Below are 19,899 nucleotides of genomic sequence, written 5' to 3' on the forward strand. Positions count from 1 at the left end.
GTGCTCCTGCGACGCGCCGCGGTCAGGCCGCTATCGGCCGCTGGCTCTGCACCGCCTGCAACAGCCCGATCGCCACCCAGGTCGAGAACATCGACGACCCTCCGTAGGAGACGAACGGCAGCGGGATGCCGGCCACCGGCATGATGCCCAGGCACATCCCGATGTTCTCGAACCCCTGGAACGCGAACCAGGCGACGACCCCGGCCGCCACGATGGTGCCGTACAGGTCGGTCGCCTGCCGGGCGATCCGGCAGGCCCGCCAGAGCACCACGCCCAGCAGCACGATGATCGCCATCGCCCCGAGGAAGCCCAGCTCCTCACCGGCCACCGTGAAGACGAAGTCGGTCTGCTGCTCCGGCACGAACTGCCCGGTGGTCTGCGTCCCGTGGAACAGCCCCTTGCCGGTCAGCCCGCCCGAGCCGATCGCGATCCGCGCCTGGGCGGTGTTGTAGCCGACCCCGGACGGGTCGAGCGCCGGGTTGGCGAAGGCCGCGAACCGGTCGATCTGGTACTTGCTCAGCACTCCGAGCTTCCAGATCGCCACGCAGCCGCCGACGCCCGCCAGGATCAGCCCGAACACCCAGCGGTTGGCCGCGCCGGAGGCCAGCAGGATACCGAGCACGATGACCGCCATCACCATGACCGAGCCGGCGTCCGGCATCAGCATCACGATCGCCATCGGCAGCGTCGCCCAGACCAGCCCGCGGAACACCGCCCGGTTCGCCGGGAACTCCCGCTCCCCGGCGTCCACCTGCTCGGACAGCACGACCGCCATCACCAGCACGATCGCCAGCTTGGCGAACTCCGCCGGCTGCACCGAGAAGCCGCCGCCCAGCTGGATCCAGGAGTGCTGGCCGTTGATGGTCGAGCCGAGCGGGCTCAGCGTCGCCAGCAGCAGGACGATGACGCCGGCGTACAGGAACGGCACCACCGTCCGGAAACGGCGGCTCCCTATCGCTATCACCACCGCGCACAGCACGGCGCCGATCATGACGTTGGTCAGGTGCCGGTACAGGAAGTACTGCGGGTCCCCGTGGGTGAGCGAGTCGCGCCCGCGGGTGGCCGACCAGACCAGCAGCGAGCTGCCCAGCGAGAGGACCACCGCGGCCAGCAGCAGTATCCAGTCGATCCGCCAGATCGGGGAGTCCTTGGCCAGCGTCCTGGGGACCCCGCCGCGCTGCGGGACGAGCCGCAGCTGGCGGTACGAGCCGTAGGAGGTCATGCCCGGCCCCTTCCGGTGGAGCGGGTGGGTTCGACGGCCGCGACCGCCGCGACCGGCACCACGACCGCCCCGACCGGCTGCGCCGGGTCCAGGAAGACCCGCGGCGAACCGCCGGTCACCCCGGGGTCGCCGAGCTCCGCGGCGGCCGCACCGGCGGACGCCCCGGCGAACGAGGCCTGCTTGATGATCGCGGTGCCGTCGGCGTTGAACTTCGGCAGCTCGGTCTGCGGCGTGGACAGCAGGGCCTTGCCGTTGTCGATGTTGCCCTTGTCGTCGACGCCGTAGAGCGCCTGGTAGATCCGGCGGACGGAGTCGCCGGAGCCGCCGGAGCCGGTGCCGCCCTGGCTTATCGTCATCACGACCGCGTAGTCGCGACTGTAGGTGGTCAGGTACGAGGTGGTCTGCTTGCCCTCGACCTCGGCGGTGCCGGTCTTGGCGTGCAGCTCGATCTTGCCCTGCGGCCACCCCGCGCCGGTGAACTTCCACGCGGCGGTACCGGTCGAGACGACGCCCTTGGTGGCCTCGTCGATGTACTGCAGGGTCTTGGCGTCGGTCGGCAGCCTGCCGTCCTCGTGCGGGGCGATCTCGCGGACCAGCTCTCCGCCCGGGCTTATCACCGCCTTGGCGACGGTCGGCCGCCAGAGCGTCCCGCCGTTGGCCAGGGCCGAGTAGATCCGCGCCATCTGCAGCGGGGTGACCAGGGTGTCGCCCTGCCCGATCGCGTAGTTGACGGCGTCACCGGCGCGCAGCACGTAGCCGTCGACGCAGTTCTCCTTGGCGATCAGGTCGGCGTACTCCTTGCCGCCCTTCTCGGCCTGCTTGCACCAGGCGTCCTTGTTGTTGTCGTAGAAGGACTGCTTCCACTGCCGGTCCGGCACCCGGCCGGCCGCCTCGGAGGGCAGGTCGATGCCGGTCTTGGCACCGAGCCCGAACTGGTGGGCGGTCTTGTAGAACCAGTCGCCGGTGTCCTTCTTCGGCTTGATGCCGCCGTCGGCCAGCCACTGGTCGTAGGCGAGGCCGTAGAAGACGGTGTCGCAGGAGACCTCCAGCGCCTGGGCCAGGGTGATCGAGCCGTGGCCCTGGCTCTCGAAGTTCTTGAACTCGCGACCGCCGATGGTCATGCTGCTCGGGCACGGGTAGTTGCCGTTGAGCGCGTAGCCGGCCTGTGCGGCGGCCGCGGTGGAGACCACCTTGAAGGTGGAGCCGGGGGCGGACTGACCCTGTATGGCCCGGTTCAGCAGCGGGTAGTTGGACTCCTTGTTGGTCAGCCCCTGGTAGTCCTTGCCGGAGATGCCGCCCTGCCAGATGTTCGGGTCGTAGCTGGGGGCGCTGGCCATCGCGATGATGCGGCCGGTCTTGACGTCCATCACGACCGCGGCGCCGGAGTCCGCCTCGTAGTTGCGCTTGGTGTTCTTGTCCCAGGTCTTGCGGGCGTCCGCCATGGCCTGCGCCAGGTTGTCCTCGACGACCTTCTGCACCTTGGCGTCGATGCTGGTCACCAGGTTGTTGCCGGTCTGCGGCGGGGCCTTGTCGGCGGTGCCGATCACCCGGCCGAGGTTGTCGACCTCCAGCTTGGTGATGCCGGCGGTGCCGCGCAGGTCGCGGTCGTACACCGACTCCAGCCCGGCCCGGCCGATCTGGTCGGCCGGCAGGTAGCGGTCCAGGCCCGCCTTGTCGGCGGTCTTCGAGACCTCGTCGTCGGTGACCGGCGAGAGGTAGCCGAGCACCTGGGCCATGTTGGCGCCCTCGGCGCCGGTGTAGTGGCGCACGGCGGTGGGCTGCGCGGTGACCCCGGGGAAGTCCTCGCGGCGCTCCATCATCTGCATCGCCTGCTGGGTGGTCGCCTCCTTGGTGACCGGGATCGGCTGGTAGGGCGATCCGTTCCAGCAGGGCTGCGGGGTCTTGGGGTCGCAGAGCCGGACCTTCTCCTGGACGTCCTTGGCCGGCATGCCGAGGACCTCGGCGAGCCGGGTCAGCACCGCCTTGCCGCCGTCCTTCTGCTGGAGGAGCGAGGTGCGGCTGACCGAGACGACCAGTTTGGTCTCGTTGCCCGCGAGGATGCGGCCCGAGGCGTCCAGGATCTCGCCGCGGACGGCCGGTTCGACGACCTCGCGGATGTGGTTGCCGGTCGCCTTGGCGGTGTACTCCTTGGCGTTGCGGATCTGGAGGTACCAGAGCCGCCCGCCGAGGGTGGCGAGCAGCGACAGCACCAGGATCTGCAGGACCACCAGACGGATCGTCACCCGCCGGGTTCGGCCGGTCTCGGGGATGTTGCTCACGTCTCGTGCGCTCCAGGAAATCGCGAGGGCGGGCTGGTCGGGTCGGGGCCTGCGCGGACTACGGGCGCTTGCCCGCGCCGAGCAGGCGCTTCCTCTTGAACATCGGGCCGGAGGAGGCCTCGCGGGTGGTGCGGTAGCGGGCGAGGGTGCCGAGGCCGGGGCCGCCCTCGTCGTCGCCGGGTCCGGCGGCGGCCACCGGGTCCTTGCCGAAGCGGCGGCCGAGCGCCATCACGGCGGGCACCACGAACGGGGCCAGCAGCAGGTCGTAGACCAGCGCGGTCAGCACCAGCGAGCCGAGCCCGACGTGCCGGGCGGCGGTGTCGCCGACCAGGGCGCCGACCATCGCGTAGAGCAGGGTGGAGGCGATCGCGGCGACGGAGACCACGAGCAGCGCGCTGGAGACCGAACGCTGCCGGCCGTGCTCGGGGCGGAGCAGTCCGGCGGCGTAGCCCATCAGGCAGAGCACCAGCGCGTACCGGCCGATGGCGTGGTCGGAGGGCGGGGCGACGTCGGCGAGCAGGCCGGCCGCGAAGCCGACCAGGCAGCCGCCGGTCGGCCCGTAGACCATGGCCAGGCCGACCACCACGAGCAGCAGTATGTCCGGGGTGGCCCCCGGGAGCTGCAGCCGGCCGAAGACGCTGACCTGGAGGATCAGGCCGAACAGGATCAGGGCGGCGGAGACGGGGATGCGGGCGAGGCGCATGGCTCAGTTCCCCCCATTGGGCTTGGCGGGCGGGACGGCGGCCGGGGCCGCGGCCGGTGCGGCGGGCGCCGCCGGGGCCTGGCCGGCCGGCGCGGGGGCGGGCGGCAGGACGGCGTCCCGCGGGTCGGTGCGCGGCGGGACGACGACCACGCCGACCAGGTCGAGCCGGGTGAACTGGACGAACGGCTCGACCAGGATCGTCTTGGTGAGCTGGCCGGGGTTGGCCTCGACCTGGACCACCTTGCCGATCGGGACGCCGGGGACGAACGGGCGGCCGCTCTGCGATCCGAAGGTGACCAGCCGGTCGCCGTCCTTGACCTGGGCCTTGCCGTTGAGCAGCGAGACCTTCATGGCGCTGCTGCCGCCGCCGGAGGCGAAGCCGATCTCGCCGGTGGCCTCCAGCCGGGTGCCGGCGGAGAAGCCGGGGTCGGAGGCGAGCAGCACGGTGGCGGTGGTCGGGGCGACGGTGGTGATCCGGCCGACCAGGCCCTGGCCGTTGATCACGGTCATGTCCCGGGTGAGCCCGTCGTCGCTGCCGGCGTCGATGGTGATGGTCCAGGAGAAGCCCTGGGCCGGGCCGATCGCGATGGTCTGGGCGGCCTTGACGGTGTATCCGCCGGCGCCGGCCGTGCGCAGCAGGTCGTCGAGCTGCTTGGTGCGTCCGCCGGCCATGTCGGAGGAGGCCAGCTTCTGCCGCAGTTCGGTGTTCTCCCGGGCGAGCTGGTCGGTGCGGCCGCTGTCCGCGGCGGCGTCGCGGAAGGCCCGGACGGTGTCGGCGACCGGGTCGACGGCGGTGGCCGCGCCCCGTTCGACGGGGCCGAGGACGGAGGCCGCGGCGCGCCGGGCGCCGCCGAGCGGGGAGCTTTCACCGCCCTTGATGTCGACGGTGATCAGCGCGAAGGCGACGGCCACCAGCAGGATGAGCAGCAGCCGGCTCTCTCGTGTGTCCCTCACGGTGCTGGTGCTGCCCCTTCGTGCCTGGGCCCCGCCGCCCGGGCTTGGACCCGGGCGGGGACCCGTTCAGTTCGGCTGACGTTTCGGTTCTGCTAACGGCGCGGTGCGGCGTCGAGTACCTGCTGGAGGGCCTCGAACTCCTCGACGCACTTGCCGGACCCGAGTGCGACGGAGTCCAGCGGGTTCTCGGCGATGTGGATCGGCATGCCGGTCTCCCGGCGCAGCCGCTCGTCCAGGCCGCGGAGCAGGGCGCCGCCGCCGGTGAGCACGATGCCCCGGTCCATGACGTCGCCGGCCAGCTCGGGCGGGCACTGGTCGAGGGTGGTCTTGACCGCGTCGATGATCGAGTTCACCGGCTCGTCGATGGCCTCGCGGACCTCGGCGGCGGAGATGACGACGGTCTTGGGCAGGCCGCTGACCAGGTCGCGGCCGCGGATCTCGGCGTGCTCGTCCTTCTCGCCCTCCAGGCCGAAGGCGGAGCCGATGCTCATCTTGATCTGCTCGGCGCTGCGCTCGCCCAGGAGCAGCGAGTACTCCTTCTTGATGTGCTGGACGATGGCGTTGTCCAGCTCGTCGCCGGCGACCCGGATGGACTGCGCGGTGACGATGCCGCCGAGCGAGATGACGGCGACCTCGGTGGTGCCCCCGCCGATGTCGACGACCATGTTGCCGGTGGGCTCGTGGACCGGGAGGCCGGCGCCGATCGCGGCGGCCATCGGTTCCTCGATGATGTGCACCTGGCGGCAGCCGGCCTGCAGGGAGGCCTCGATGACGGCGCGGCGCTCGACGCCGGTGATGCCGGAGGGCACGCAGACGACGACCCGGGGGCGGGCCAGGAAGCGGCGCCGGTGGATCTTGAGGATGAAGTAGCGGAGCATCCGCTCGGTGATCTCGAAGTCGGCGATGACGCCGTCCTTGAGCGGGCGGATCGCGACGATGTTGCCCGGGGTGCGGCCGATCATCTTCTTGGCCTCGGAGCCGACGGCCAGGATCCCCCCGGTGTTGGTGTTGACCGCGACCACCGACGGCTCGTTGAGGACGATCCCCTTGCCCCTGACGTACACCAGCGTGTTGGCAGTTCCGAGGTCGATCGCCAAGTCGCGGCCGATGAACGACAGGTTGCTCGCCATGGGGTGTGGGTGCCTTCCCGGGCTCGGTGTCATGGAGGTGGACGGAACGCGCGCGCCCACGCTTGGGCGGAGACCAGCTGAGCTGCCTTACCGGGCCCTTGAGTCGCGTCCATCGTAGTCACGCCGGCCGGCACGGACGTCGACGTGGGGCATACCGTCCATTGTCCGGAGCGTGATCGCTTCTCCGGGCATTGGGACGCCGTGTCGGCCCCCCTGGTTCCCTATTTCCCGATAAGAATGCCCCGGCCGGGCCAATGGTCCCGACCGGGGCACCCCGAGGTCCCTGGAGCCGTCCGGATCAGACCTGGGCCGGGAAGAAGATCTTGATCTCGCGCTCGGCGGACTCGGGCGAGTCGGAGGCGTGGATCAGGTTCTCACGGGTGATGGTCGCGTAGTCGCCGCGGATGGTGCCGGCCCCGGCCTCCAGCGGGTTGGTGGCGCCGGCCAGCATGCGGATGCCGGCGACGACCTCCTCGCCCTCGACGATCAGGGCGATGGACGGGCCGGAGGTCATGAACTCCAGCAGCGGCTCGTAGAACGGGCGGCCGACGTGCTCCGCGTAGTGCTGCTCCAGCGTCGTCCGCTCGAAGGTGCGCAGCTCGACGGCGGTGAGGCGCCAGCCGGCCTTGCGCTCGATGCGGCTGATGATCTCGCCGGCCAGGCCGCGCTTGACGGCGTCGGGCTTGAGCAGGACGAGCGTGCGCTGGGACACGGTGCATCTCCTGGGAATGATCGGGACGGCTCGCACGCCGTTCGACGTGCGGAGTGCGACTACCGCAGAGGTTACCTTGCGTGAGCAGGTGCCCCGGCAGCCCCTCGGAGGCCGTGGATCAGACCGCCGGGGCCGGTGCGGCGGCGGCCCGGGCGGCCTTGATCTCGTCGATCTTCCGGCCGTAGTGCACCGAGCACCACCACAGGCCGGCGAAGACGGCGCCTAGCCCGAACATGGTCGGCAGGACGAAGCCGCTGGCGATCAGTCCGATCTGCAGCGCCCAGCCGACGGGGACGGCGCCGGGCCGGCCGATCATGCCGCAGAGCAGCACGCAGAGCGCCATCGCGATGCCGCTGACGGTCCACACGGTGGCCGTGGGGACGTCCGAGAGCTGCATGGCCACCAGGCCGGCGAACATGATCAGCAGAGCCTCGCCGATCAGCGTCGAGGAACAGAGCGTCCTCATCGTCACTTCCTCCCGAGCAGCAGGCGGGCCTCGCCCACCGTGATGACCGAACCGGTGACCAGCACCCCGGCGCCGCCGAGGTCGCCCTCCTCCTCGGCCAGGGTGACGGCGGCGGCGATGGCGTCGTCGAGCCGGGGCTCGACCTGGACGCGGTCCTCGCCGAAGATCTCGACCGCGAGCGCGGCCAGCGCGTCCACGTCCATCGCGCGGTGGGTGGAGTTCCGGGTGATGACGACCTCGGCCAGGAGCGGCTCGAAGGCCTCCAGCAGGCCGGCCACGTCCTTGTCGCCGCTGGTGCCGACCACGCCGACCAGCCGGGTGAAGCCGAAGGACTCGCCGATCGCGGCCACCGTGGCGTGGGCGCCGTCCGGGTTGTGCGCGGCGTCCAGGAGGATGGTCGGGCTGCGGCGGACGACCTCCAGGCGGCCCGGCGAGGCGACGCCGGAGAACGCCTGCCGCACCTTGTCCACGTCCAGCTGCCCGCCGCGGGCGCCGCCGACGCCGAAGAAGGCCTCGACCGCCGCCAGCGCGAGCGCGGCGTTCTGCGCCTGGTGGGCGCCGTGCAGCGGGATGAAGACCTCCTCGTACTCCTCGCCGCCGAGCCCGCGCAGCGTCACCAGCTGGCCGCCGATGGCGACCTCACGGCGGATCACGCCGAACTCCATGCCCTCGCGGGCCACCGTGGCGTCCACCTCGACGGCGCGCCGCAGGATGGTCTGGGCCGCGTCCAGCTGCTGCTGGGCGACGACGGCGACGGCCCCCGGCTTGACGATCCCGGACTTCTCGACCGCGATCTCGCCGGTGGTCTCCCCCAGCTTGTCGGTGTGGTCCAGGCCGATCGGGGTGATCACCGCGACGGCGGCGTCGATGACGTTGGTGGCGTCCCAGGAGCCGCCCATGCCGACCTCGATCACGCCGACGTCCACCGGGGCGTCGGCGAAGGCCGCGTACGCCATGCCGGTCAGCACCTCGAAGAAGGACATCGCGACCGGCTCGCGCTCGTCGACCATCCGCACGTACGGCTCGATGTCCCGGTAGACCTCGACGAACAGCTCGGGGCTGATCGGGGAGCCGTCCAGGCTGATCCGCTCGGTGACGGACTCCACGTGCGGGCTGGTGTAGCGGCCGGTGCGCAGCTCGAAGGTGTTGAGCAGCTGCTCGATCATCCGGGCGGTGGAGGTCTTGCCGTTGGTGCCGGTGATGTGGATGGAGGGGAAGGACCGCTGGGGCTGGCCCAGGATGTCCATCAGCGCCTCGATCCGGTCGAGCGAGGGCTCCAGCTTGTTCTCCGGCCAGCGCTTGGAGAGTTCCACCTCGACGTCGCGCAGGGCGTCGGCGGCGGTGCCGTCGGCGGGGCGGAGGGTGTACGGGTTCGGGTCGGCCTTGTCGCTCACGACCACAGTCTACGGAGCCGTGCGCGGCGCTCCCGACGGGGTGAGAACGACCACTTTGACCCGGCTTGGTCGTTTTCCGCGTTTACTATCGATTTAGCGACATCAGGCCGCAACGACGCAGCGATTCGCATCACTGGGAGACACATCACCTTTGATCACGAGGAGCACAGCGCCATGCCCGACGCCCTGCGCGGTTTCATCGAGGTCCGCCGCGACAGCATCGTCTGGCTCGCCGGACTGGTCTCGCTGGCGCTGCTGGTCTACATGGCGCTCGTCTTCGGACGCTTCCTGCTCTACTGGGCCGGCTCCCGGCACGCCTTCCGGCACAACACCCCCGGCGAGCCCGGCGACCCGTCCGCCTTCCACTGGCACCTGGTGATCCCGTGCCGCGACGAGGAGGCGGTGGTCGCCCAGACCCTGGCCGGACTGCGGGCCGTCGCCCCCGCCGCCCACCTCTGGGTGATCGACGACGACAGCGAGGACGCCACCCGCGAGCTGGTGCTCGCCGCGGCCGGGCACGACGACCGGATCCACCTCGTCCAGCGCCGCCGCCCGCACGCCCGGATCGGCAAGGGCGCCGCCCTCAACGCCGCCTACCGGGAGATCTCCGCCGGCCTGCCCGCCGGCACCGACCGGTCCCGGGTCGTCGTCGGCGTGGTCGACGCCGACGGTCAGCTCGACCACGGCACCCTCGAACAGGTCTGCAACGACCGGGCTCTCGGCCGCTCCGACACCGGCGCGGTGCAGATCGGCGTCCGGATGCGCAACGCCGAGGACGAGCGGCCGCTGCCCGGACGCGGCCGGCTCGCCAACGCGTTCGCCCGCGCCCTGGTCCGGATGCAGGACGTCGAGTTCCAGGCCAACAACGCCGGCATGCAGCTGCTGCGCCGCCGCACCGGCAGCGTCGGCCTCGGCGGCAACGGCCAGTTCGTCCGGCTCACCGCCCTGGACTCGCTGACCGCCGAGGAGGGCCGCGCCGGCCGGCCGTGGCCGGAGCGCGCCCTGCTGGAGGACTACGAGTCCGGCCTGGACCTGCGGCTGGCCGGCTGGCGGCTCACCCACGTCACCGAGGCCGCCGTCTCCCAGGAGGCCCTGGTCTCCGGCCGGCGCTTCCTCACCCAGCGCACCCGCTGGGCCCAGGGCAACATGCAGTGCCTGCGCTACACCGGCCGGGTCCTGCGCTCCCCGCACTACCGCCCCGCCGGCAAGGCCGAGGTGCTCTACACCTTCCTCCAGCCGGTGGTCTGCGTGCTGCTGGTCGTGCTCACCCCGCTGTCGATCGCGATCACCGCGGCCGGCCTGGTGCTCTTCCCCGCGGAGACCGCCGCGTTCCAGCTCCGCTTCGGCCCCTGGATGGCGCTCGCCTTCGTGCTCGCCACCCTGCCGATGCTGTTCTGGGGCTTCGCCTACCGCCGGCTCGTCCACCCCGACCGCAGCCGGCTCACCGGACTGCTCTGGGGCGTCCTGGTCTGGCTCTACGCCTACCACCTGTTCGTGGTCGCCGCCCGGGCGGCCGTCCGGCTGCTGCTCGGCCGCAACGGCTGGGCCAAGACCAGGCGCAACGCCGAGAAGGTCGCGCTCGGCGCCCCCACCGCCCTCGAATCCTGACCGCCGCCCCCGCGCGGCCCGCTCGCAGCCGCTCGTCCCGGCCCGCTCGCCCCGACCCCGGAGCCCCCGTCATGACCCTGTGCCCCCTGCCGAAGCCCGACGTCCGCCCGCTCGCCCCCGGCAGCGTCGCCGTGGTCCTCGGGACCCGCCCCGAGCTGGTCAAGCTCGCCCCGCTGATCCACGAGCTCGGTCCGGCCACCCGGCTGGTCCACACCGGCCAGCACTGGGACGAGGCGATGTCCGGCAGCTTCCTGCGCGACCTCGGCCTGCCCCGGCCCGAACTGCTCACCGGTGTCGGCGGCCGCCCCCGCGCCGGGCAGATCGCCCAGTCGCTCGGCCAGCTCGACGCCGCCTTCGCCGAGGACCGCCCGGCCGCCGTCGTCGTCCAGGGCGACACCAACGCCACCCTGGCCGGCGCGCTCGCCGCCAACGCCCGGGAGATCCCGCTGGTCCACGTCGAGGCCGGGCTGCGCAGCTTCGACCGGGCGATGCCCGAGGAGCACAACCGGGTGATGGTCGACCACGTCTCCGACCTGCTCTGCGCCGCCACCACCGACAACGCCGCCAACCTGCGGGCCGAGTCGCTGGCCGAGGAGCGGATCGCGCTCACCGGCAACACCGTGGTCGAGGTGGTCCGCCGCAGGCTGCCCGGGGCCGGTGCCCGGGCCGCGCTGCTCGCCCGGCACGGGGTGGAGGAGGACGGCTACGTGCTGGCCACCGTGCACCGGCCGGAGAACACCGACTCCGCCGAGGCGCTCGGCGCCGTCCTCGCCGAACTGGACCGGATCGCCCGGGACGGCACCCCGGTGCTGTTCCCGATGCACCCGCGCACCCGGGCGGCCGTCGAGCGGTTCGGCCTGGACGCCCTGCTGGAGCGACTGGCCGTCACCGGGCCGGTCGGCTACGCCGACTTCCTCGGCCTCGCCCGGCACGCCGCCCTGCTGGTCTCCGACTCCGGCGGGGTGCAGGAGGAGTGCACCGTGCTCGGCCGCCCGCTGCTGGTCGTCCGCCGCTCCACCGAACGGCCGGAGGCGGTCGACGCCGGCTTCGCCGCACTGGTGCGGCCGGGCGGGGAACTCGGCGCCCTGGCCCGCGCCTGGCTCGCCGACACCCCCGAGCGGCTCGCCCGGCTGGCGGCCACCCCGAGCCCCTACGGCGACGGTCTCGCCTCCGCCCGGATCGCCGGGCTGACCGCGCGGCTGACATCGCCGCAGGTCGCGGCCGCCGCCTGACCGTCCTCTTGACAGGCGGATTGGTCTACTCCACCTTGTGAGGCAAGTCTCCTTCCCCGACAGGGACTTGAGTTGTCGGTAGCCCCTGCACGCGCACCATCGACACCCGGACGGCTCTCCCCCACGTGAGCCGACGGCCTCCCCCGCAGGAGATGGAGTCATGCCACCTGCCCACAACCGGCGCCCCCGCGCCGTGCACTCCCTGCTCGCCGGCGCCAGCGCGATCGCGGTGGGACTGAGCGGCCTCGTCCTGGCCGGCGGCACCGGCGCGCACGCCGCCGCCGACGTCGTGGAACTGGTCACCAACGGCGGCTTCGAGAACGCCGACCACCTCGGCGGCTGGACGTGTTCCTCCGGCGCCGCGGAGACCACCACCGTGCACTCCGGCTCGGCCGCACTGCGCTCGACCCCCGGCAACAGCGCCACCGGCGAGTGCAGCCAGACCGTCACCGTGAAGCCCTCCTCGACCTACACGCTGAGCAGCTGGGTCCAGGGCTCGTACGTCTACCTCGGCGCCCGCGGCACCGGCGGCACCGACCCGAGCACCTGGACCCCCGGCGGAGCCGCCTGGTCCAAGCTCAGCACCACCTTCACCACCGGGGCGAACACCACCAGCGTCACCGTCTACCTGCACGGCTGGTACGGGCAGCCCGCCTTCCTCGCCGACGACGTCTCGCTGCAGGGCCCCGGCGACCCGAAGCCCTCCCCCACCGCCACCACCCCGACCCCGACCCCCACCGACACGCCGACACCGACCGACACCCCCACGCCCACCGACACCCCGACCCGCCCCGGGCCCAAGCACCTGCTCACCGGCTACTGGCAGAACTTCGACAACAACGCCACCGTGCAGCGGATCAGCGACGTACCGGCCGCGTACGACATCATCGCGGTCTCCTTCGCGGACGCCACCAGCACGCCCGGCGGGCTCAGCTTCACCCTGGACCCGGTGCTCTCCTCCAGGCTCGGCGGCTACACCGAGGCGCAGTTCAAGGCCGACATCGCGGCCAAGAAGGCGGCCGGCAAGAAGGTGATCCTCTCGGTCGGCGGCCAGAACGGCACGGTCTCGGTGAACAGCTCCACCTCCGCGACCAACTTCGCCAACACCGCCTGGTCCCTGATGCAGGGCTACGGATTCGACGGGATCGACATCGACCTGGAGAACGGCGTCAGCGCCACCTACATGGGCCAGGCGCTGCACAGCCTGGCGGCGAAGGCCGGCAAGGGCTTCGTGCTCACCATGGCGCCGCAGACCATCGACATGCAGTCGACCGGGATGGAGTACTTCAAGCTGGCGCTGAACGTGAAGGACATCCTCACCATCGTCAACATGCAGTACTACAACTCCGGCGCGATGCTGGGCTGCGACGGACAGGTCTACTCCCAGGGGAGCGTCAACTTCCTCACCGCCCTGGCCTGCATCCAGCTCAAGGGCGGGCTGCGGCCCGACCAGGTGGGGCTCGGCGTCCCCGCGTCCACCAGCGCGGCCGGCGGCGGGTACGTCAGCCCGAGCGTGGTCAACAACGCGCTGGACTGCCTGGCCGCCGGCACCAACTGCGGCACCTTCAAGCCCGACACCAAGTGGCCCGGGATCGGCGGGGCCATGACCTGGTCGACCAACTGGGACGCCAAGGCGGGCGGCGGGATCGCCTCCACCGTCGGCTCGCACCTGCACGCGATGCCGTAACCGGCGCGCCCGGGGGCCCGGGCCGGGGTCAGACCCCGGCCCGGGCCTCCGGGATCTCCGCACCGGCACCACCGTGCCGGCGCCGCAGCTCGGCGGTGATCCCGGCCAGCTCGCCCTCCGGCAGCAGCGGCAGCATCATCGCCACGCCCTGGAGCAGGCCGCCCAGCAGGAACGTGGTGTCCGCGGTCGCCGCCACCAGGCCGCGGACCTCGGCCACCTCACCCGCCGCCACCGCCTCGATCAGCCGGGCCGCGTCCGCGCTCTCCTCGTCCACCTCGACCGCACCGGTGTCCTGCGGGGCGCGCCGGGCCATCGCCCGGAGCACCCGGTCGCCGACCTCGGGGGCGTAGGCCTTGCGGACCGCCTCCGCGGCGATCCAGGCGAGCAGGGTGGTCACCTCCCGCTCGGCGTGCTCCTCGAACAGCCGGTCCAGCGCGTGGTCGAACGCGAGCTGGTTTCCGTGCCGGAACGCGAGCAGCAGCACCGCCGCCCTCGCCTTGGCCTCCTCGACCACCTCGGCAGGCAGTTCGTCGGCCAACTCCTCGGTCACCACCACGCCACGCCCTCCCGTCGCTCCTCGGCTCTGCGGAACTCGAAGCACACCGTACACATCCGACCTGCCAACTTCCGCGAACGCGCGCGGGCAAGAGCGGAATGAATTCGGGCGGAATAGGACCTCACCCGGTCCAGGATGAATATTCGCCGGAAGGGAGCAATGGGATTGGGCTATTGGGACGCACGACTATCCGACCTCCGGAAAAACGGAGGAGCCGCACCCCCGCCGAGGCGGGGGTGCGGCTCCTCGGGATCCGGCTCCGGATCAGCCCTGCGGCAGCGCCGCGAGCTGGGCGGTGATCCGGGCGATGTCGGCCCCGGCGGCCTCCTGACGGGTCCGGATCTTGGCGACCACGTCGTCCGGCGCCTTGGCCAGGAAGGCCTCGTTGCCGAGCTTGGCGGCGGTCTGGGCCTTCTCCTTCTCGGCGGCCGCGAGGTCCTTGGCGAGGCGCTTGCGCTCCGCCGCGACGTCGATGGTGCCGGAGAGGTCCAGCGCCACGGTGGCACCGGCGACCGGCAGCGAGGCTGTGGCCGAGAAGCCCTCCTCCGGGACGGTCAGCCGCAGCAGCGACCGGATCGCGTCCTCGTGGACGGCCAGCACGGTGCCGTCCAGCTCCAGCCGGGCCGGGACCCGCTGCGCCGGCTGGAGGCCCTGGTCCGAGCGGAACCGGCGGACCTCGGTGACCACCTGCTGGAGCGTGGCGACCTCGGACTCGGCGGCGGCGTCACGGAAGCCGCCGTCCGCCGGCCACTCGGCGACGACCAGCGACTCGGCGCCGGTGAGCGTCGTCCACAGCGCCTCGGTGACGAACGGCACGATCGGGTGGAGCAGCCGCAGGGTGACGTCCAGGACCTCGCCGAGCACCCGGCGCGAGGCGTCGGCCTGCGCCCCGCCCTTGGCCAGGGTGGTCTTGGAGAGCTCGACGTACCAGTCGAAGACCTCGTCCCAGGCGAAGTGGTACAGCGCGTCCGAGGCCTTGGCGAACTCGTAGCCGTCGTACAGCGCGTCGACCTCGGCCACGGTCGCGTTCAGCCGCGAGAGGATCCAGCGGTCGACCGGGGTCAGCTGCTCCGGCGCGGGCAGCGGGCCCTCGACGGTGGCGCCGTTCATCAGCGCGAAGCGGGTCGCGTTCCAGATCTTGTTGCAGAAGTTCCGCGAGCCCTTGACCCAGTCCTCGCCGATCGGCACGTCGGCGCCCGGGTTGGCACCGCGGGCCAGGGTGAAGCGGACGGCGTCGGCGCCGTAGGCGTCCATCCAGTCCAGCGGGTCGACGGCGGTGCCGGACGACTTCGACATCTTCTTGCCGAACTCGTCGCGGACCAGGCCGGTCAGGGCGACCGTCTTGAACGGCGCCTGGCCGTCCATCGCGTACAGGCCGAACATCATCATCCGGGCGACCCAGAAGAAGATGATGTCGTGCCCGGTGACCAGGACGTCGGTGGAGTAGAACTTCTCCAGGTCCGGGGTCTGCTCCGGCCAGCCGAGCGTGGAGAACGGCCACAGGCCGGAGGAGAACCAGGTGTCCAGGACGTCCGGGTCCTGGTGCCAGCCCTCGCCGGTCGGCGGCTGCTCGTCCGGTCCGACGCAGACGACCTCGCCGTCCGGGCCGTACCAGACCGGGATCCGGTGGCCCCACCACAGCTGGCGCGAGATGCACCAGTCGTACATGTTGTCGACCCAGTCGAAGTAGCGGCGCTCCAGCTCCTTCGGGTGGATCTCCACCTTGCCGTCGCGGACGGCGTCGCCGGCCGCCTGGGCCAGCGGGGCGACCTTGACCCACCACTGCAGCGACAGCCGCGGCTCGACCACCGTGTGGCAGCGCGAGCAGTGGCCGACGGAGTGCATGTACGGGCGCTTCTCGGCGACGATCCGGCCCTGCTCGCGCAGCGCGCCGACGACGGCCGCGCGGGCGTCCAGCCGGTCCAGGCCGAGGAACGGGCCGTGCACGGTGATGACGCCGCGCTCGTCCATGACGCTCAGGTTCGGCAGGTCGTGGCGCTGGCCGATGGCGAAGTCGTTCGGGTCGTGCGCCGGGGTCACCTTGACGGCGCCGGTGCCGAACTCCGGGTCCACGTGCTCGTCGGCGACGACCGGGATCTCCCGGTCGGTCAGCGGCAGCTTGATGGTCCGGCCGACCAGGTGCCGGTAGCGCTCGTCCTCCGGATGGACTGCGACGGCGGTGTCGCCCAGCATCGTCTCGGCCCGGGTGGTGGCGACGACGATCGAGTCCTCGCCGTCCCCGTAGCGGATCGAGACCAGCTCGCCGGGGACCTCCTCGTGCTCCACCTCGATGTCGGAGAGCGCGGTCAGACAGCGCGGACACCAGTTGATGATGCGCTCGGCCCGGTAGATCAGGCCGTCGTCGAAGAGCCGCTTGAAGATGGTCTGGACGGCCTGCGACAGGCCCTCGTCCATGGTGAAGCGCTCGCGCGACCAGTCGACGCCGTCGCCGAGGCGGCGCATCTGGCCGAGGATCCGGCCGCCGTAGTTCTCCTTCCACTCCCAGACCTTCTCGACGAAGGCCTCGCGGCCCAGGTCGTGGCGGGAGAGGCCGGACTCGGCGAGCTGCTGCTCCACCTTGTTCTGGGTGGCGATGCCGGCGTGGTCCATGCCGGGCAGCCAGAGCGCCTCGAAACCCTGCATGCGCTTGCGCCGGGTCAGCGCGTCCATCAGCGTGTGCTGGAACGCGTGGCCCAGGTGCAGCGCACCGGTGACGTTCGGCGGGGGGATGACGATCGTGTACGGGGGCTTGTCGCTCTTGGCGTCGGCGGTGAAGTAACCGCGCTCTACCCAGCGCTCGTACAGCTCGCCCTCTACGTCCGCCGGAGCGTAGGTCGTCGGGAGGGTGGCTGCTTCGTCCCCGGCGGGTGTGTTCGCGGGGCGCTGGTTCGTGGTGTCGGTCACGACGGACAGTTTACGTAATCCGGGAACCGGGTTACGAACCGCTTTCCCCTCCGGGGCGCCCGCGGCCGCCCCGGACACGCACCGGGACACGCACCGGGGCCCCGGAACCGTGTCGGTTCCGGGGCCCCGGCGGACGTCCCGCGGTGTCAGGCGCTCTTGTCGCGCCGCTCCCGCTTGATCATGTCGCGCGGCACCAGGGTGGGGATGGCGTGCTTGGAGACGACGTCCCCGGTCACCACCACGCGGGCGACGTCCTGACGCGAGGGGACCTCGTACATCACGGACATCAGCACCTCCTCCATGATGGCCCGCAGGCCGCGCGCGCCGGTGCCGCGCAGGATCGCCTGGTCGGCGATGGCCTCCAGCGCGTCCCGGGAGAACTCCAGCTCCACGCCGTCCAGTTCGAAGAGCTTCCGGTACTGCTTGACCAGCGCGTTCTTCGGCTCGGTGAGGATCTGCAGGAGCGCCTCGCGGTCCAGGTTGTGCACGCTGGTGATCACCGGGAGGCGGCCGATGAACTCCGGGATCATGCCGAACTTGACCAGGTCCTCCGGCATCACCTGACGGAAGTGGTCGCTCGCGTCCAGCTCCCGCTTGGAGCGGATGGTGGCGCCGAAGCCGATGCCCTTGGCACCCGCGCGGCCCTCGATGATCCGCTCCAGGCCGGCGAACGCGCCGCCCACGATGAACAGCACGTTGGTGGTGTCGATCTGGATGAACTCCTGGTGCGGGTGCTTGCGGCCCCCCTGCGGCGGCACCGAGGCGGTGGTGCCCTCCAGGATCTTCAGCAGCGCCTGCTGCACGCCCTCGCCGGAGACGTCCCGGGTGATCGACGGGTTCTCGCTCTTCCGGGCGACCTTGTCGATCTCATCGATGTAGATGATCCCGGTCTCGGCCTTCTTGACGTCGTAGTCGGCCGCCTGGATCAGCTTCAGCAGGATGTTCTCGACGTCCTCGCCGACGTACCCGGCCTCGGTCAGCGCGGTGGCGTCGGCGATCGCGAACGGCACGTTCAGCATCCGGGCCAGGGTCTGCGCGAGCAGGGTCTTGCCGGATCCGGTCGGCCCGAGCAGCAGGATGTTGGACTTCGCCAGCTCGATGGCGTCCTCGCGGCCGTTGCCGCCGCTGCGGCCGGCCTCACCCGCCTGGACCCGCTTGTAGTGGTTGTAGACCGCCACCGACAGCGCCTTCTTGGCGAGGTCCTGGCCGACCACGTACTGGTCCAGGAACTCGTAGATCTCGCGCGGCTTCGGCAGCTCCTCGAAGCGCACCTCGGAGGTCTCGGCGAGCTCCTCCTCGATGATCTCGTTGCACAGGTCGATGCACTCGTCGCAGATGTACACGCCTGGGCCGGCGATCAGCTTCTTCACCTGCTTCTGCGACTTGCCGCAGAACGAGCACTTGAGCAGGTCGCCACCGTCTCCGATGCGTGCCACGAGGTGCTTCCCCTTCGCCAGGGGCCCCGCGGGGGTTCCGGGGCCTGGTGCTGTGGACCGTCGACGCCCGACGGCGAATCGGTCTCGCTATCCGACGGTACTCTGCCGAGCCGCCGATTCCGTCCTCTTCGCCGGGTCTGCCCTACGCCCTGGGCGAATTGATACCGAACAGATGCCGTCGCAGGAGCCGCCGGTGTGCCGGAGCGGGGCGCGCGACCCGGCCGCGCGCCCCGCTCCCGGCCCCTCCCCGCGCCGGACGGCGGGCGAGGGCGGTGCCGACCTCAGGAGGTCAGCGAGGCCTTGCGGGTGGAGATGACCAGGTCGACCAGACCGTACTCGACGGCCTCCTCGGCCGTCAGGATCTTGTCGCGCTCGATGTCGTCGCGGACCTGCTCCACCGACTTGTTGGAGTGCTTCGACAGCATCTCCTCCAGCTGCTCGCGCATCCGGAAGATCTCCCGGGCCTGGATCTCCAGGTCGGAGACCTGGCCGCGGCCGGTCTCGGTGTACGGCTGGTGGATCAGGATGCGGGCGTTCGGCAGCGCCATCCGCTTGCCGGGGGTGCCGGCCGCCAGCAGGACGGCCGCCGCGGAGGCCGCCTGGCCCATGCAGACGGTGGTGATGTCCGGCTTGACGTACTGCATGGTGTCGTAGATGGCCGTCAGGGCCGTGAACGAGCCGCCGGGCGAGTTGATGTACATCTGGATCTCGCGGTCCGGGTCCATCGACTCCAGGCAGAGCAGCTGCGCCATGATGTCGTTGGCCGACACGTCGTCCACCTGCGAGCCGAGGAAGATGATGCGCTCCTCGAACAGCTTGGCGTACGGGTCGTACTCACGGATGCCCTGCGAGGTGCGCTCGACGAACCTCGGGACGATGTAGCGGCCCTCGGCTCGCATGTCCTCGACGCGCGCCTTGGCACTGGAGAGGCTGGGGATGTTCATGGGGGTTCTTGTCCTCCGGAGCGTTGTGGCTGTGGTCTCGTGGGCCAGGCTCAGGCGCCCGTGCCGCCGCCGCCGGGGACGTCCGCGGCGCTGTGCATGATCGCGTCGATCAGCCCGTACTCCAGGGCCTCCTCCGGCGTGAACCAGCGGTCGCGGTCGGAGTCCGACGTGATCTGCTCGAAGGACTGGCCGCTGTGGAAGGCGATCAGCTCGGACATCCGCTTCTTGGTGCGGAGCAGCTGCTCGGCCTGGATGCGGATGTCGGTGGCCGAGCCGCCGAGGCCGGCGGAGGGCTGGTGCATCAGGATGTTGGCGTTGGGCAGCGAGAAGCGCTTGCCCTTGGCACCCGCGGTCAGCAGGAACTGGCCCATCGAGGCGGCCATGCCCATCGCGATGGTGACGACGTCGTTCTTGATGTACTGCATGGTGTCGTAGATCGCCATGCCGGCCGAGATCGAGCCGCCCGGGGAGTTGATGTAGAGGAAGATGTCCTTGTCCGGGTCCGCGGCCAGCAGCAGCAGCTGGGCGGTGATCTTGTTGGCGATGTCGTCGTCGACCTGCTGGCCGAGGAAGATGATCCGCTCGTTGAGCAGCCGGTTGTAGACCTGGTCGCCGAGGCCGCCCAGCACGTCACCAGAGGCGGCGTGCGGCGCCATCGGGCCGGGCATCTGC

Annotated in this window: 16 protein-coding genes; 3 read left to right on the top strand and 13 right to left on the bottom strand. The window is 71.3% G+C overall.

The window, feature by feature from the left end; translation table 11 throughout:
- Nucleotides 1-22 precede the first annotated feature (22 nt).
- The 8 genes from rodA to folC all read right to left on the bottom strand — a co-directional run bounded on the left by rodA (nucleotide 23) and on the right by folC (nucleotide 8,860).
- Nucleotides 23-1,222 carry a rod shape-determining protein RodA gene (gene rodA, locus OG550_RS12295; RefSeq protein WP_327676878.1) on the bottom strand — a complete coding sequence of 400 codons (1,200 nt, stop codon included), beginning with the start codon at nucleotides 1,220-1,222 and terminating at the stop codon, nucleotides 23-25.
- On the bottom strand, nucleotides 1,219-3,501 hold the full coding sequence (gene mrdA / locus OG550_RS12300; protein ID WP_327676880.1) for a penicillin-binding protein 2: 2,283 nt from the start codon (nucleotides 3,499-3,501) through the stop codon (nucleotides 1,219-1,221). The genes rodA and mrdA overlap by 4 nt, the downstream gene beginning before the upstream one ends.
- Before the next feature lie 58 nt (nucleotides 3,502-3,559).
- Nucleotides 3,560-4,204, bottom strand: a complete 645-nt coding sequence (mreD, locus tag OG550_RS12305; protein WP_327676882.1) for a rod shape-determining protein MreD — start codon at nucleotides 4,202-4,204, stop codon at nucleotides 3,560-3,562.
- 3 nt (nucleotides 4,205-4,207) lie between these two features.
- Nucleotides 4,208-5,158, bottom strand: coding sequence for a rod shape-determining protein MreC (mreC, locus tag OG550_RS12310; RefSeq protein WP_327676883.1), 951 nt, complete (start codon nucleotides 5,156-5,158; stop codon nucleotides 4,208-4,210).
- A 92-nt stretch (nucleotides 5,159-5,250) separates the two neighbouring features.
- A complete protein-coding gene (locus OG550_RS12315) occupies nucleotides 5,251-6,276 on the bottom strand; it encodes a rod shape-determining protein (protein WP_327683829.1) in 1,026 nt (341 codons plus the stop codon).
- Nucleotides 6,277-6,586: 310 nt separating this feature from the next.
- Entirely contained in the window at nucleotides 6,587-7,000 is a 414-nt protein-coding gene (ndk, locus tag OG550_RS12320; RefSeq protein ID WP_327676886.1) for a nucleoside-diphosphate kinase, read from the bottom strand.
- 118 nt (nucleotides 7,001-7,118) lie between these two features.
- Nucleotides 7,119-7,466, bottom strand: coding sequence for a DUF4233 domain-containing protein (locus tag OG550_RS12325; protein WP_327676888.1), 348 nt, complete (start codon nucleotides 7,464-7,466; stop codon nucleotides 7,119-7,121).
- A gap of 2 nt (nucleotides 7,467-7,468) precedes the next feature.
- A complete protein-coding gene (folC, locus tag OG550_RS12330; RefSeq protein WP_327676890.1) occupies nucleotides 7,469-8,860 on the bottom strand; it encodes a bifunctional tetrahydrofolate synthase/dihydrofolate synthase in 1,392 nt (463 codons plus the stop codon).
- A gap of 174 nt (nucleotides 8,861-9,034) precedes the next feature.
- Between folC and OG550_RS12335 the strand changes: the two genes are divergently transcribed.
- The 3 genes from OG550_RS12335 to OG550_RS12345 all read left to right on the top strand — a co-directional run bounded on the left by OG550_RS12335 (nucleotide 9,035) and on the right by OG550_RS12345 (nucleotide 13,387).
- Complete coding sequence (locus OG550_RS12335) at nucleotides 9,035-10,468, top strand: glycosyltransferase family 2 protein (protein WP_327676892.1); 1,434 nt, start codon at nucleotides 9,035-9,037, stop codon at nucleotides 10,466-10,468.
- A 71-nt stretch (nucleotides 10,469-10,539) separates the two neighbouring features.
- A complete protein-coding gene (wecB, locus tag OG550_RS12340; protein ID WP_327676894.1) occupies nucleotides 10,540-11,700 on the top strand; it encodes a non-hydrolyzing UDP-N-acetylglucosamine 2-epimerase in 1,161 nt (386 codons plus the stop codon).
- Nucleotides 11,701-11,860: 160 nt separating this feature from the next.
- Nucleotides 11,861-13,387: a chitinase gene (locus tag OG550_RS12345; protein ID WP_327676896.1), complete on the top strand. Its 1,527-nt coding sequence runs from the start codon at nucleotides 11,861-11,863 to the stop codon at nucleotides 13,385-13,387.
- A 28-nt stretch (nucleotides 13,388-13,415) separates the two neighbouring features.
- Here the strand turns inward: OG550_RS12345 and OG550_RS12350 are convergent, their stop codons facing one another.
- From OG550_RS12350 to OG550_RS12370, 5 genes are all read right to left on the bottom strand, one after another.
- On the bottom strand, nucleotides 13,416-13,943 hold the full coding sequence (locus OG550_RS12350) for a hypothetical protein (protein ID WP_327676897.1): 528 nt from the start codon (nucleotides 13,941-13,943) through the stop codon (nucleotides 13,416-13,418).
- 264 nt (nucleotides 13,944-14,207) lie between these two features.
- Entirely contained in the window at nucleotides 14,208-16,847 is a 2,640-nt protein-coding gene (locus OG550_RS12355; protein ID WP_327676899.1) for a valine--tRNA ligase, read from the bottom strand.
- A 146-nt stretch (nucleotides 16,848-16,993) separates the two neighbouring features.
- The gene (gene clpX, locus OG550_RS12360) at nucleotides 16,994-18,283 is read right to left on the bottom strand and encodes an ATP-dependent Clp protease ATP-binding subunit ClpX (RefSeq protein ID WP_327676901.1); all 1,290 of its coding nucleotides are present in this window, start codon (nucleotides 18,281-18,283) and stop codon (nucleotides 16,994-16,996) included.
- 281 nt (nucleotides 18,284-18,564) lie between these two features.
- Entirely contained in the window at nucleotides 18,565-19,227 is a 663-nt protein-coding gene (locus OG550_RS12365) for an ATP-dependent Clp protease proteolytic subunit (RefSeq protein WP_327676905.1), read from the bottom strand.
- 50 nt (nucleotides 19,228-19,277) lie between these two features.
- Nucleotides 19,278-19,895 carry an ATP-dependent Clp protease proteolytic subunit gene (locus OG550_RS12370; protein ID WP_380360698.1) on the bottom strand — a complete coding sequence of 206 codons (618 nt, stop codon included), beginning with the start codon at nucleotides 19,893-19,895 and terminating at the stop codon, nucleotides 19,278-19,280.
- Nucleotides 19,896-19,899: the final 4 nt, after the last annotated feature.

This window comes from Kitasatospora sp. NBC_00458 (assembly GCF_036013975.1).
Taxonomy (GTDB): Bacteria; Actinomycetota; Actinomycetes; order Streptomycetales; family Streptomycetaceae; genus Kitasatospora.